A 13,700-nucleotide genomic window follows, 5' to 3' on the forward strand; every position below is an offset into this window, starting at 1 on the left:
TGAACATGGGGAAAGATAATTTTCTTAAATCGCTGCTGTCTGACAAGGTGAATATGACACCGAAGGGGTTTGTTGCCGAGCAGCTGAGTGCGGCTGAGTTCGCGGAATGCCGTGAGTTATTTTTTGACCAGTTGCTGGAGATTTCTTCATCTGATATTTCGGGCATAGCAGGCTACGGCTGGCTGGATGAGGAGGGCGAGACGGAATTTGCTTGGGAGAGTTTGAAAAGGGGATCATCATCCCGGACTTTCATGAACGGCTGACCGGTGCGCGGTATTTCAAAGGGCTGGATGCGCTCCGCTTTTATGCCAAAATGGGCTGGGATGCTGCTTATCGTCAGCTGCGTGATGAGCTGCTTCAGCTGCCGGAGTGAGCGGGTGAGTGAATAATAACGGACATAAGCCTATCCAACGGATAGACTTATTGTCCTGAGAGCAGGCGGCCTATTGAAATTTAAAATTCTATTAATCAGCATCCTTACACTGGGGATATTAGTTGTTGCGTGGAATTACAGGTGGGAATACCGTGAATCAGACGAAGTATTCAGCTATAAATATGACAGATGGGCCAAACAATTATGGGCTGAATTCACTCCCGAAATAGGAAGCAACGATATTATTGATATACCGCTGGTCTACGGTGATAAGCTTACTACAAAGGGATTGGAACCCTATTTAATGAAAATGGGGGTGTCGGGTGAAATTGTTAAGCTATGGGTACACCGGACCCGTTTATCGGATGCTTATACTGGCGTGCTGATAGCAAATATAGCTATGATTGTACTTATTAGTCTGAATATAATTATTAGAAAAAAGCGGTAAGACATTACCCTGTCAAGGGATGTCTTACCGCTTTTACTTTTACGGCTACCCTGAATCCGTTCTCCCCGAATTTTTTTGGCTAACGACAGACCTAATCCGGGTCCTGCACCGACGATAACAATAGTTTTCATGGTTTAAACTCTCCTTCGTTGTGATATATTAAATTAACGCGTGTTGCTTTAATCAGAATATACCGCTGATCAGGCAGCGCAACAATCAACAAAACAGGTGCAGATGTTGCTATAGCAACAAGACGTACCTATTGTCGGGCGGGAGGATGCTATGGCGAATAAAGTAATGAATGTACGGGTGACGCATACGAAGGAGTCGTTGGCGGGTGCTTTTATCGAGCTGGTGTCCGTGAAGGATTTCGAGAAAATCACGATTGCCGATATCACCCAACGGGCTAAGGTGAACCGGGCTACCTTCTATGCACATTTTAATGACAAATACGAATTACTGGACTACATGATGGGGGACTCCGCATCGGCAGCCATCAGACAATACACTGCAGGGCAAGTGAAGGTTGATCCGGACAGCATCGGGCAGCTTGTTCTGGCCGTGTGCGATTTCTATGACCAGCCGGAGATGAGCTGCCGCAGTAGCTATGTAGCATTCGTCGTACCGCAGCTCAGAGATAAGATGTTAACTGCGCTCAAGGCTTATTTGCTGGACGGTCTGGACAACCTCTATACGGAAGATGAGCGGAAAATAATGGCATCTTTTGCTGCCCAGGCTATCCATGAAGGAGCTGTTCAATGGGTGGCCGGGGAGATCCGTATGGACAAAGAGGAAGTCGCCCGTAAGGTGGCAGTATTAGTCACGGGAGGGTTTGAGGCTTACGCACGAGAGGGGGACAGGGCATGGAATTCGCAAGTATAACGACACTTATTATTTCAAGCATCACATTCATAAATATTCTGCTGGCGCTGGGGTTCCTGTTCATTGAGCGGAGAGAGGCGGGTTACACCTGGGCCTGGCTGATGGTTCTGTTCTTCATTCCTATCCTGGGGTTCGTTCTGTATATCTTTTTCGGGCGGAATCTGAAGAAGAAGAATTTCTATCATTTGTTCATTGAAGAGCAGGAATTTGTCCAGGCTGAGACAGACCGGCAGCTGGCTTCGCTGCATGACGAAGTCCAGGAGATATCTCCCTGGCTGCAGAAATACACAGAGCTCATCACGATGAATATCAGATCGTCGCATGGTCTTTTATCCAGTGATAATGACATCGTTATCTACAGTGACGGGCATCAGAAATTCGACGCATTATTCGAGGATATCCGGTCTGCCCGGACAGAGATCAATATTCAGTATTACATCATTCAGCCGGATGCCCTGGGGAGGAAGCTGAGGGATGCATTAACCCGCAAAGCAGAGGAAGGCGTGAAGGTGCGGCTGCTCTACGATGAAGTCGGCTCCAAACGGATTGCACCCGGGTTCTTCAAAGAATTACGTGCAGCAGGAGGAGAGGTGGAGGTGTTCTTCCCGTCTCTGCTCAGACCGCTGAACTTCCGGATCAACAACCGGAATCACCGCAAGCTGTGCATAATTGATGGCATGACCGCCTATATCGGCGGGTTCAATGTCGGAGATGAATACCTCGGGCTGGATAAGAAATTCGGCTATTGGCGGGACACCCACCTCAGGATCACCGGGAATGCCGTCAATCATATTCAAGGCAGATTTATTCTGGACTGGCATCAGGCCGGGAAGCATAAGCGCGGGGATTACGAGGAATTCTCCTTTTACACTGGGGGCCATACAGGGACAAGCCCGGTTCAGATCATCACCAGCGGCCCCAATTCGGAGACCGAGCATCTGAAGAATATGTACATCAAGCTCATTTTATCGGCCAGAAAAAGTGTATATATCCAGACGCCCTACTTCATTCCGGACACCAGCTTCATGGATGCCTGCAAAATCGCCCTGCTCTCAGGGGTAGATCTGCGCATCATGATCCCGAACAAACCTGACCACCCGTTCGTGTATTGGGCTACCTGGGCGTATGCCGGCGATTTACTCAATTATGGGGCCAAAATCCTGCTCTATGAGAACGGCTTCCTGCACGCCAAGACCATTGTGGCAGACGGGGAGGTCGCCTCCGTAGGAACGATGAATATCGACTCCCGCAGCTTCCGGTTGAACTTCGAAGTCAATGCCATTGTATATGACCGGCAGGTTGCCGCACAGCTTGAGGACCTGTTTCTGCAGGACAGCCTGTTAAGCTCTGAGCTTACGCCCGAGCGGTACAAGGAGCGTTCGCTTATGATTAAGCTGAAGGAAGGGATATCGCGGCTGCTGTCGCCTATTCTATAGAAGAAGACTGAGGTTTGCAGTGACCCGGTTACGGTATACGCAGTATGCTTAATTGCACTTTGTACAACTAAAAGTTATGTTTTTCAACCGATTCTCCGTTTAGTTGTAATTCGTACAATTAAACTGCGATTACGGCCTGATTCTCACCCATTCGGGCAAATTTAGTTGTACAGACTACAGTTATAAGACTCAAGCCTGCCTTTTCGCTGTTTTTAATTGTACAGTATGCAACTATTTCCGAAATTCCACTTGGAACTGAATTCATCATTTGCTGCATTGTTTACTGAACTCGCTTCTTTTAGTTCAGATGTTGTACTAGTGATAATAGTGATATTAGTGATATACCGTGCAGGAAACTTAGGAGGAGAAGCAGATGGGGATGCTTGGTCAATATGTAATGATAGATGAGGATACCTTGGAGAGCATGATGGCGATGGATGGAGCAGCGCTGATGGGTACGCTGGAGCCGGGTTACGGAACGGAAACGCTGAGACAGGAATTAAAGGGTGAATTGTAGGTCTTCATCTGAGTTTTTACGATAAGGCGCTGGCAACTGGGAAGCATGTGGTTTTCAGTGTAGCTTAAGAAGAGCTGTTGTATAGAAAAGAGGGCCTGCTGACAATGTCTGCAGGCCCTCTTTTGTTTGGGGCGGACGGCGGCGATGCCGTCCATTATTTTAGATGAATTAATATATGCTGGGGTCCCCGCAAATTAACTGAGTAATTATCGAAGCTAAGGCTCCGTTTTGTGGGGTTATTCTAGTGCTTCTGTCCGCTCTCTGCATTCAGCTTGGCGATCAGCTTATCGCCTTCCACATCGAGATTCGGCAGCAGGCGGTCCAGCCATTTCGGCAGCCACCAGGCTTTGTCGCCGAAGACGGCCATGACAGCCGGAACGAGAGTCATCCGGATGATGAAGGCATCGATCAGAATGCCGAAGGCGAGTGCGAAGCCGATCTGCTTAATCATCGCATCAGGGGCGAAGATGAAGCCGAAGAAGACGGAAACCATGATTACGCCTGCGGCAAGCACAACGCGGCTGGCGAGATCATAGCCGTGAACGACGCTGTCATTGCCGCGGCGGCCGTGGACATAAGCTTCACGCATGGAGCTGACCAGGAATACCTGATAATCCATAGCCAGACCGTACAGAATCCCGGTGACCAGAATCGGCATGAAGCTGAGCAGCGGTCCTCCTGTATCGAAGCCGAACAGGGAATGCAGCCATCCCCACTGATAGACAGCGGTGGTCACACCGAAGGTGGCAAGGATACTGAGAACAAAACCGATGGTTGCCTTGATCGGTACGATAATCGACCGGAAGACCAGCAGCAGGATGATCAGCGAGAGAATAACAATGATGCCGATGTAGACAGGGAAGGCATCAGACAGCTTGGAGGACATATCAATATTGATGGCGGTGAAGCCGGTCACACCAAGATTAATATTATTCCCTGAGGTTAGACTGGAAGACGGATCGCGCAGTTCCTGCACGAGATCTCTTGTAGCTGTATCTGTCGGACCCGTTTTCGGGATCAGGCTGATGATGGCAATATCGCCGGTGGCATTCACGCCCATCGGAGAGACCTGTGTAACGTTATCATGCATTTGCAGCTCTTGCGTCAGCTTGCCCAGCAGCTCCATCGAAATTTTGTCGGACGGGTTCTTCGGCTCTGCTACCAGCAGCAGCGGTCCGTTGAAGCCCTCGCCGAATCCCTTGGAAATAACATCATAGCTCTGGCGGGCCGGAGTATCCAGGTTTGCCGAGGCGCCCGAAGGAATGCCCAGCTCCATTTTGGTTACCGGAATCGCTGCTGTTCCAAGAACGAGTACAACGAGAATAATGATCACCCAGCGGTATTTCACTGTGGCATTTGCCCAGCGGTGCGAGAAGCCGTGCTGTGCTTTTTTAGCGGCAGCGGTATTCTTCGTCCGGGCCTTGGCGGTAACGATCTTCTCACCGACCAGTCCGAGCAGGGCAGGCAGCAGGGTCAGTGCCAGCAGGACGTTAATCAGAACGCTGGCAGCCGCGACAAGAGCCATGGTCGACAAGAAGCCGATGCCGATAACGAGCATCCCGCACAAGGCGATGATAACGGTCAGACCGGCGAAGAATACGGCGCTGCCGGCGGTGCCCAGTGCCCGGCTGGCGGATTCGCCGGCACTTAGCTTCTCATCGAGAATCAGGCGGCGCTGGCGGTTAACAATGAACAAGGAGTAGTCGATACCTACAGCCAGACCGATCATCACGGCGAGAACCGGTGTAATGTCATTCATCTGGATCAGACTGCCGAGGGCAAACGCACCTCCGACACTGATTCCGACGCCGAGGAGTGCAGTGATCAGCGGCAGACCGGCAGCAACGACCGAGCCTAGCGTCATGAACAGTACGACCGCAGCGACGACAACACCGACTGCTTCGGTTGAGCCGATGGCCGGGATGCTCTTCAGGGAATCACTCGGAATCGCAGTGATGCCGGAGCCTGCCTGCTCAACTTCAGTCACGGTATCGATGATATTATCAGGTACATTCGATGGCAGAGAGGTCTGCTGAACCGTGAACTGGAACTGAAACAGGGCAATATTGCCGTCGGCAGACAGCATAACGCCGGGAACCGGAGCGCCGTCAGCCATCAGCGGACCGTAAGGAGCTGACTGTGCTGCAGCGGCTTGGCCTGCTGCAGCGGAAGGATCGGCAGCGGCGGCTTGGCCAGCAGCGGCAGAAGGATCGGCAGCGGCTTGGCCGGCAGCAGCGGAAGGATCGGCGGCGGCAGCTTGGCCGGCAGCAGCGGAAGGATCGGCGCCAGCAGCTTGAGCAGCGGCAGCAGCCTGTGCTGCCAGTTCCATTGGATTGATGACGTATTCCATATTGTAGACGTCATTGATAGCTTTCTGGAGCAGCGCTACACGCTCCGGCGTATCCAGACGTTCTCCGTCTGGTGCGGTGAAGGCGACGCTCGCCTGGCCGCCGGCAGCAGCAGGAAGCTCTTGGGTGAGCTTATCCAGCACTTTTTGTGATTCGGTGCCTTCAATTTTCATTTCGGAGCTGGACTGGATGCCATTGACACCCAGCAGGGCGCCTATAACACCGAGCACGACGATCCACGCCGCGATGAAATACCAGGGCTTGGAATAAGCCGACTTCCCTAAGCGGTACAGAAATGTTGACATGTATTGGTTTCTCCTCTTTATCTCTGAATTTATTATTAGAAGCCGTTGCGTAAGTAAGCAAACATGGAATTCAAATATTGATCAAACGGCATGGCACTGGAGGGTTCATCCTGTGTTTCGCCCGGCAGCATGACGTTGAGGCGTCCGTCCAGTATAGGGATAAATGCCCCGTAGACGGCACCGGCGAGAAGGTGGGTATATCCATCGTCATAGCGTCCATGGGAGAACTGTTCGAGTACTTCCTGGGCGGCAATCTGCAGGCGGCGGAATACGCTGAGGATATAAGGCTCCAGCGACGGATACTGATTCGCGAGCGATACGAACTGCCGCAATTTATGCAGAAACTCTGATGTGAACTGCAGCTTGAGCAGGTTATACAAAGCTTCCAGCGGTGTAGCATCCTGAGGCAGAACAGCAAGCAGCATATTCTTATCTTCATTTGCAGCGCTGCTGATGAAATATGCCGCCACCGCTTCCTCCTTGCATGAGAAATAGTTGGCAAAGGTCCGCCGCGAATAACCGGCCTTCTGGACAATGTCATCGACGATGAAGCCGTCCATGCCTTGCTCCAGCGCAAGCTCGAAGGCAGCTACGGCCAAAGCGTAGGCGGTGGCTTCTTTTTTTTGGTCCCGCAGTGTCAGTTTGGGATTCAAGTTGTATGCTTCCTCCTTTCTTATGTATAGGATGAATGCTGAATTGTAATCTACAGTCTATATTATTGCTCAAAGAGCAAGATTGCACAATGTGCAATTAGTGTCTGAAACGTGAACATTTAAAATTTAACTGAATAATTCAGTTTCCGTAGCTGGTGGTTGGTTGCCGGAGGAACCTTGCGGGCTTGGAAAATGAGAAATGTTGTACATATTACAACATTGATCCGCATATATCCGCCTGTTCAGGCAGATTGTTGTACTAAATGCAGGAATTATCCGGCTTAGCCGCCTGGAAGATCAGAAATATTGTAATTTGTACAACAATTTAAGATTATGGCCGAGATATCGAGGGAAATGTTGTATTTGGTGCAGGATTTTTAAAAGCAGCCGCTTCAACCGGGAATTTACTGCAACTGCAGCAGCAACTGCAGCATCATCAAACGCAACAGTAACCGCATCAGTAACAGTAACAGCTAGCAGCAATAGTAATTACAGCAGCAACCGCAACCACAACAGTAACAGCAACGGCAACGGCATTATCAACAGCAAGCAGCAATAGTAACCGCAGCAGTAACTGCAACGGCAACCGCCACAACAGCAACGGCATCATTAACAGCAAGCAACCGCAACCGCAACTGCAGTAACAACAGTCGGGCAGCAAGCTGCAATAGCACAACAGCAACCGCATCATCATCAGCTGAAGCCAACTTTTCACTAAAGTAATAGCTATTCTTTATCTGTTATGTAGCCGATCCATATAACAAAAAGGCTCCAGTCCCCGGGGAGACTGAAGCCTTCTCAATAGTTAAGGATTAACGCTGTACTGCTCTCAGGCGATAGGTGCAGCTCGCGTAATCGCCGCGCAGATCGGAAACGACCAGGCCGATACGCATCAGGCGGTCGCCGCCGAGAGGGGTGCCGTCAAAGGCCGTCTGGAACGGAGTGGAGTTCTGCCCATCAGCAGATACAGTGGCTTCCCCGCCGCCGTGGCCTTTTGCGGTAACATCGGCTGCGCCAGTCTCAATCACATAATCCAGCTCAGGATCGAGCCCCTTGAGCGTAAGACGCGAGATCGGTGCATTGGGCTTAGCCAGCACCCGGAAATAGGCAACAAAGGCTTCCGTCTTATCTTCACTGACGAACATCCAGGCTGTGTCGCCGTTACCTTCAAACGGACTCTGCAGACGGTACATATCTCCTTGCTGCACCAGCGTGCGGATCTCCTTGTACTGGGCAATCTGCCGGGCAGCCAGATCCTTCTCGGCTTCCGTGAACTTTGTAAGATCCATCTCGTAGCCGAAGTTGCCGCTCATCGCTACATCCCCGCGGGTGGCAAGGGAGGTGATGCGGTCAACCTGATGGTTCGGTACCGCCGACACGTGAGCCCCCATGCTACTGGCCGGATAGACAATACTAGTACCATATTGAATTGCCAGGCGTTCAATCGCATCGGTGTCGTCACTGGTCCAGGTCTGCGGCATGTAGAAAAGCATTCCCGGATCGAACCGGCCGCCGCCGCCGGAGCAGCTCTCGAACAGGATATCAGGGAAGCGCGAGGTCAGGCGCTCCAGCAGGTTATACAGGCCGAGCATATAGCGGTGGGCGGTTTCTTTTTGCCGCTCAGGGCTGGCGTTAGCAGAGGCAATCTCCGTCATGTTGCGGTTCATATCCCATTTGACATAGGTTATGGGTGCGCTGGAGAAGACTGCGCTGAGTGTCTCGTACAGATAATCGCATACTTCCGGGCGGGAGAGATCCAGAATGAGCTGGTTGCGGGCCTCAGTGCGGCGGCGTCCTTCGGCGTGCAGGCACCAGTCCGGATGCTTACGGTATAAATCGCTGTCCGGTGAGACCATCTCCGGCTCAACCCATAGCCCAAACTGCAGACCTTCCTTGTTGACTCTGCCGGCAAGATCGGCAAGACCTTCAGGCAGCTTGCGGCGGTCTTCGAACCAGTCGCCCAGCGAGCTGTTGTCTTTGTCGCGCTTGCCGAACCAGCCGTCGTCAAGGACGAACAGTTCAATCCCGAGCGGGCCTGCTTCCTTGGCGATCGCAGCGATTTTGTCGGCGTCGAAATCGAAATAGGTCGCTTCCCAGTTATTGACGAGAATCGGACGGGCCTGGTCGCGGTGAACGCCGCGGCACAGCCGGGTCCGGTACAGCCGGTGATAGGTGCGCGACATGCCGCCGAGTCCTTCACTGGAATAGACGAGCACAGCCTCCGGGGTCTGGAACGATTGGCCCGGTTCCAGCAGCCAGGAGAAGTCGAACGGGTTAATCCCGATGCTTACCCGGGTTTGTCCGAACTGTTCAACCTCTGCAGTTGCGGCGAAGCTGCCGCTGTAGACCAGATTGAAGCCGAATACATCCCCCTGGTCTTCATCTGCACCCGGTCGGAGCAGGGCAAGAAACGGGTTGGTCTGGTGGCTGCTTGAGCCGCGGCGGCTCTCCAGCGACAAGGCTGCGCCCGGGGTAAGCGGACGGCGCTGAACATGGCGTTCTCTCGCCCATGCACCGCTCAGGTGCAGGGTATCGTAGGAGGAATCTGCGAAATCAACGGATGCGCTAAGCGCCTGTTCCAGCCGCAGCGGTGCCTCCCCGTTATGCTCAAAGCGGACAGAACGGGTAACTGCACTATGGCCGGCGAAGACGGTATAGATCAGCTTAACGGTCAGACCCGCGTAATCATCCTTCAGTGTAAGCTCCAGTGTCTGGGCTTCCGCTTCATCCTCTACATAGACCGAAGGCAGCCCTTCAAGGGCCGGCTTGCCCGCTGTGATTGTGTAGCCGGCATATTGGAGTTCAGAGATCCGCGTGCCGTCAGCCAGCTGAACCTGATAGGCCGGCCGGCGGAAATCGCTTGTTCCATACTGCGGATATTCCTGGGGCAGAGCATCCAGAGAGAGGGTAGGCTTCTGCAGCAGCGGAGTTGGAGAGAAGGATGCGCGCTCGCGCAGCTCAAGCGCCCCGGTCAGGCTGTTGTCATGGCGGAGCCGTGCACCCCAGTATACATGGGCAGGATAGCCGTCTACCAGTTGGATAATATAGCTGGTATCTTTGGACTGAAGGTGGAACAGGCCTAACGTTTCATCTGCGATAATGTTCATATTCATAACTCTCCTTGTCGGATGTAATGCGGTCCGGTGATCCGGTCCGTTATTGCAGCTGCAATATATAGTTTCTGTTTACATAGATTCAGCCTGCCAATTTAGTCAGGCGCTTCCACCGCTGGTCTCCCTGACGATCAGCTTCGTGCCGATAATCGTATGCGATGGCACTTCGCGTCCTTCGAACCGCTCGGCGAGCAGCTGGACGGCCGCTTTGCCCATCTGCTCGGGATAGGCGCGCACCGTTGTCAGCGGAGGCTGGACGTAGGCGGCCATCTCGATATCATCGAAGCCGACAATGGCCATCTCTGCAGGCACCTGCACGCCGTGGTCGTGCAGGGCGCGGAGGGCGCCGACCGCCAGCGGATCACTGGCTGCGAAGCAAGCTGTCGGCCGCTTGCCACAGGCCAGCAGCTCGTCCATCATCCGGTAACCGTCAGCACTGCTCCAGCTGCCCTTGCGGACCAGTCCCGGATCGTAACAGCCCCGGCTCTGCATCATACGGCTGAAGTGATGCGCCCGGCGCTCGCCTTCACCGCCGCCGCCGATGAAGGCAATATCCCGGTGGCCAAGGTCCAGCAGATGAGTAAGCGCCTGACCGACAGCCTGACGGAAATGCGTACGTACGGAGTCGTACTCCAGGCGTTCCTCGTACTGGTCAACCAGCACGGTCGTGCTTTTGTCGGCATGCAGCCTCTCGAATTCCTTGGGGTCGAAGCCGCCTACGACGATAAGTCCATCATCGGCCCGGAGCGGGGGCAGCGGGTTACGTCCGCGCAGCGTCTGGCCGAGCACAATCCCGAGCTCCTCGCAGCGCAGCTCAACCCCGCGGCGGATTGAGCCGTAATACGGATCTTCCCGTTCTTCTTCCGCCGAGCACCAGAGCAGAAGCGTAATGGCCTTGCTGCTCAGCTCTGTCTCCCGCTTCAGCTGCCTTAACCGGGAGGGCTTGTAGCCAAGCTGCTCTGCAACCGCGAATACCCGGCTCCGCGTATCGTCACTGACAGCCAGGGACAGGTCATTATTTAGCACTCTCGATACGGTGGCGGCGGATACGCCGGCCTCACGGGCGATGTCTTTAATCGTTGCCAAGCTGCTTCACGCCTTTTTAGTTAATATATTTACTAAAACTTCGCTTTTATCCTACCACCTGCGTCCTTTTCTTTCAAGTGGCTTTTTAGAGGCGCTTACATTGTGGAAGGCAGGGATAGGACCATACCCCGGCTGTGGCCGTGTCATGCCCGTAGTTTCTGCTTAGAAGGAGGAAAAGTTGCGGCATACGCCAAACTATCCCGAAAAGTGGAGAAGTATATTTATTGATTACTCAGGTGCCTACCAGAGACCCCAAAGCATATAAATTCTTTCAAAAAAGAAGGTGCCCGAGCACCGTATAACGGCGGCTTGGAACACCTTCTTATTCACGCAGGTTCGTAATCTGGCGCTTAACTAACCTGTTTCGCATCAATTGGAGCTCATACAAGCAATATAAGGGCTTCTGAGTCCGCAATAACCAGAAAATCCGGTTTTTCCGCCGAATAGCGTCCTCTCAGTCCGCAAGATTATTCTGTTATTCAACAGCTCTGGAAGCTCGTTATGAATATTGCTATTCCAATATTTCCAGGCTTGTCCGTTTTTGCTGGAGAACGGACAAGCCGTCTTCCTTGGGCAGAAAATTGCCGCTACCCCTCAATGACTCCGCACATCCTCCGTACCTGATTCGATCTGCTGCATGTAATCCCGGGGGGAGAGCCCGGTGACCTTCTTGAATACCTTGCTGAAGTAAAAGGCGCTCTCGTAGCCGAGCTTCTGCGAGATCTCGTAGATCCGGCCTTCCCCGCGGACCATCATTTCCTTGGCGGCGGTGATTTTGATCTCTGTGATATACTCTACATAGTTCACCTTGGCGACCTTCGAGAACAGATGGCTCAGATAGTTGGGACTGAAATTGAACACATCCGCCACCTGATTGAGCGACAGCTTGCTGCCGAGATTTCTTTTGATATATTCCTGGACATTCTTCACGACCTGCTCCTTATAGCTCTGTCTGCGGGTGGAAAGAATGTTCGAGCATCCGTCCCGGAACTGGATCAGCCAGCCGGCAATTTCTTCTATAGTATGCATCTGATAAATGGCCCGGTAGCCCTCCGGCTCATTCTCAAATATCTGCTCCACAATGTTCTCCCCGTCCGCAAGCAGGGAAGTAGCCATATACAGGATATTGCAGGCGGCATCGGTGGCGGGGACCAGCAGGTCGGACCGGCCATCGAAGATTTCGATCATTCTGGAGATAATGGTGTACAAGGCCCGGGTATCCATCTCTTCAAAAGCCCGGCGGATCTCCGAACGTGATTCGGAGAAATCGAACAGCAGATGCTCCTGCGCCAGTGCTTCGCCCTCTGTGAAGAAGACGAAGGAGCGCTCTTTAACCGCAGCCGGCAGCGCCTTCCGGGCGGCAAGATAGCTCTCCCGCAGCAGATAAGGATCTTCGACGGCGAAACCGATGGCCCCGATGATCGTCACATTGAAGTAGTTGTGCAGCACAGAGGCCATGTCCCCAAGCAGCTTCTGGATGTCAGGCATCCAGAGCCGCGGATCGGTGCCCGGGACCGGCAGAGCCACGGCGAAATTGCGCAGATCCAGACTGGTTACATAACACGGGCTGACAGAAGAGAGCGTATCCTTAGCCATCTGTACAGTGCTGGAGCATAAGGCAACCAGCTTATCCCCGCGCGGCGGAACCGTATCCGGACCCAGAATGCGGCAGGTGCAGACGAGATAGGCAGCCCCTGGCAAATCCAGGTCCAGATCCTCTTTCTGCAAAAGATACTGGTTCTTGTTCTCGAACAGGTTGTTGAACAGGCGGATGAAGAATTTATCGCGCTGGGCCTGGATATTCCCGCGGTGGACCAGCTTCGGGTAGCTCTCCATCGCCTGGTAAGTCTCAAGTATGCCAATCGCTCTGCGGATGGATTCGGACAGCGCCTCCGGGGTCAGCTCCAGCTTGACCAGATAATCCGTGGCCTGCACTTCAATCGCGCCGCGGGCATATTGAAATTCTTCATAGCTGGTCAGCATAATGAAGAGCGGCAGCCGGCCGTACTTTTTGCGTACCGAGCCGGCTACCTCGAGACCGCTTTTAATCGGCATTTTGATATCGCTGATTACGATGTCCGGACGGAGCGTGTCAATCATCTCTTCTTCCTGTGCGCCGTTGTGGGCAATGCCGACAATTTCAATATTGAACTGGTCCCATTTCAGCATGGACTGCAGGCCGATACAGACCAGGGCTTCGTCATCTGCGATTAATAATTTGATCAATTTCATCACATCCTTGCTAAGTTTGCTAAATATAAGAGTTTATATATGTCATATGATAACTGGGACGTCAAAGCTGTTACTCCTTGATGTAAACACCAGAATGGAATGATAACAGTTGGATTTTCTCCACTTGCTGATGAGCGAGGGAGCCTTGCAATAACAGCAGTTGGATAAAAAGCACTTAAATGATCTCATTTCATTCAAAGTAGCTGAAACCTCAAGTAGTAGATGTCATTTTTCCACTTAATTGCCCCTAATCCTGCGAAATCGAACAATTAAGATGCATTTTTCCACTTGCTTGAGGGAACCGCTG

At 52.6% G+C, this 13,700-nt stretch carries 11 protein-coding genes and 1 pseudogene; 6 read left to right on the plus strand and 6 right to left on the minus strand.

Translation table 11 applies throughout. The features are described from left to right. The first annotated feature begins 5 nt into the window (after window positions 1-5). The 6 genes from MHI42_RS30950 (at window position 6) to MHI42_RS30975 (ending at window position 3,656) form a co-directional block, all read left to right on the plus strand. Window positions 6-263, plus strand: a complete 258-nt coding sequence (locus MHI42_RS30950) for a hypothetical protein (RefSeq protein WP_342421666.1) — start codon at window positions 6-8, stop codon at window positions 261-263. Next, window positions 212-373: a hypothetical protein gene (locus MHI42_RS30955; protein ID WP_342421667.1), complete on the plus strand. Its 162-nt coding sequence runs from the start codon at window positions 212-214 to the stop codon at window positions 371-373. The genes MHI42_RS30950 and MHI42_RS30955 overlap by 52 nt, the downstream gene beginning before the upstream one ends. 73 nt (window positions 374-446) lie before the next feature. After that, the gene (locus MHI42_RS30960) at window positions 447-821 is read left to right on the plus strand and encodes a hypothetical protein (protein WP_342421668.1); all 375 of its coding nucleotides are present in this window, start codon (window positions 447-449) and stop codon (window positions 819-821) included. A 282-nt stretch (window positions 822-1,103) separates the two neighbouring features. Further along, a complete protein-coding gene (locus tag MHI42_RS30965; RefSeq protein WP_342421669.1) occupies window positions 1,104-1,703 on the plus strand; it encodes a TetR family transcriptional regulator in 600 nt (199 codons plus the stop codon). Then, on the plus strand, window positions 1,685-3,139 hold the full coding sequence (cls, locus tag MHI42_RS30970; protein ID WP_076244590.1) for a cardiolipin synthase: 1,455 nt from the start codon (window positions 1,685-1,687) through the stop codon (window positions 3,137-3,139). The genes MHI42_RS30965 and cls overlap by 19 nt, the downstream gene beginning before the upstream one ends. Window positions 3,140-3,512: 373 nt before the next feature. Then, complete coding sequence (locus tag MHI42_RS30975; RefSeq protein WP_340986056.1) at window positions 3,513-3,656, plus strand: hypothetical protein; 144 nt, start codon at window positions 3,513-3,515, stop codon at window positions 3,654-3,656. A 241-nt stretch (window positions 3,657-3,897) separates the two neighbouring features. Here the strand turns inward: MHI42_RS30975 and MHI42_RS30980 are convergent, their stop codons facing one another. The 6 genes and pseudogenes from MHI42_RS30980 to MHI42_RS31005 all read right to left on the minus strand — a co-directional run bounded on the left by MHI42_RS30980 (window position 3,898) and on the right by MHI42_RS31005 (window position 13,387). Next, entirely contained in the window at window positions 3,898-6,309 is a 2,412-nt protein-coding gene (locus MHI42_RS30980; RefSeq protein ID WP_342421670.1) for an MMPL family transporter, read from the minus strand. Window positions 6,310-6,344: 35 nt separating this feature from the next. Beyond that, complete coding sequence (locus MHI42_RS30985) at window positions 6,345-6,962, minus strand: TetR/AcrR family transcriptional regulator (protein ID WP_336100009.1); 618 nt, start codon at window positions 6,960-6,962, stop codon at window positions 6,345-6,347. 812 nt (window positions 6,963-7,774) lie between these two features. After that, on the minus strand, window positions 7,775-10,069 hold the full coding sequence (locus tag MHI42_RS30990; RefSeq protein ID WP_342421671.1) for an alpha-galactosidase: 2,295 nt from the start codon (window positions 10,067-10,069) through the stop codon (window positions 7,775-7,777). Window positions 10,070-10,174: 105 nt separating this feature from the next. Continuing rightward, window positions 10,175-11,161: a substrate-binding domain-containing protein gene (locus MHI42_RS30995; protein WP_342421672.1), complete on the minus strand. Its 987-nt coding sequence runs from the start codon at window positions 11,159-11,161 to the stop codon at window positions 10,175-10,177. Between the two features lie 369 nt (window positions 11,162-11,530). Beyond that, window positions 11,531-11,753, minus strand: a pseudogene (locus tag MHI42_RS31000) (hypothetical protein); the annotation flags it as partial. Window positions 11,754-11,755: 2 nt separating this feature from the next. After that, window positions 11,756-13,387 carry a helix-turn-helix domain-containing protein gene (locus tag MHI42_RS31005; protein ID WP_039310367.1) on the minus strand — a complete coding sequence of 544 codons (1,632 nt, stop codon included), beginning with the start codon at window positions 13,385-13,387 and terminating at the stop codon, window positions 11,756-11,758. Window positions 13,388-13,700 lie beyond the last annotated feature (313 nt).

The organism is Paenibacillus sp. FSL E2-0178 (assembly GCF_038593005.1).
GTDB classification, from domain to species: domain Bacteria; phylum Bacillota; class Bacilli; order Paenibacillales; family Paenibacillaceae; genus Paenibacillus_AQ; species Paenibacillus_AQ phytohabitans.

Bases quoted from the DNA above. Each gene is read 5' to 3' on its own strand.
- MHI42_RS30975 (WP_340986056.1), top strand. From the start codon at position 3,513: ATGGGGATGCTTGGTCAATATGTAATGATAGATGAGGATACCTTGGAG.
- MHI42_RS30980 (WP_342421670.1), bottom strand. From the start codon at position 6,309: ATGTCAACATTTCTGTACCGCTTAGGGAAGTCGGCTTATTCCAAGCCC.
- MHI42_RS30965 (WP_342421669.1), top strand. From the start codon at position 1,104: ATGGCGAATAAAGTAATGAATGTACGGGTGACGCATACGAAGGAGTCG.
- MHI42_RS30950 (WP_342421666.1), top strand. From the start codon at position 6: ATGGGGAAAGATAATTTTCTTAAATCGCTGCTGTCTGACAAGGTGAAT.
- MHI42_RS30990 (WP_342421671.1), bottom strand. From the start codon at position 10,069: ATGAACATTATCGCAGATGAAACGTTAGGCCTGTTCCACCTTCAGTCC.
- cls (WP_076244590.1), top strand. From the start codon at position 1,685: ATGGAATTCGCAAGTATAACGACACTTATTATTTCAAGCATCACATTC.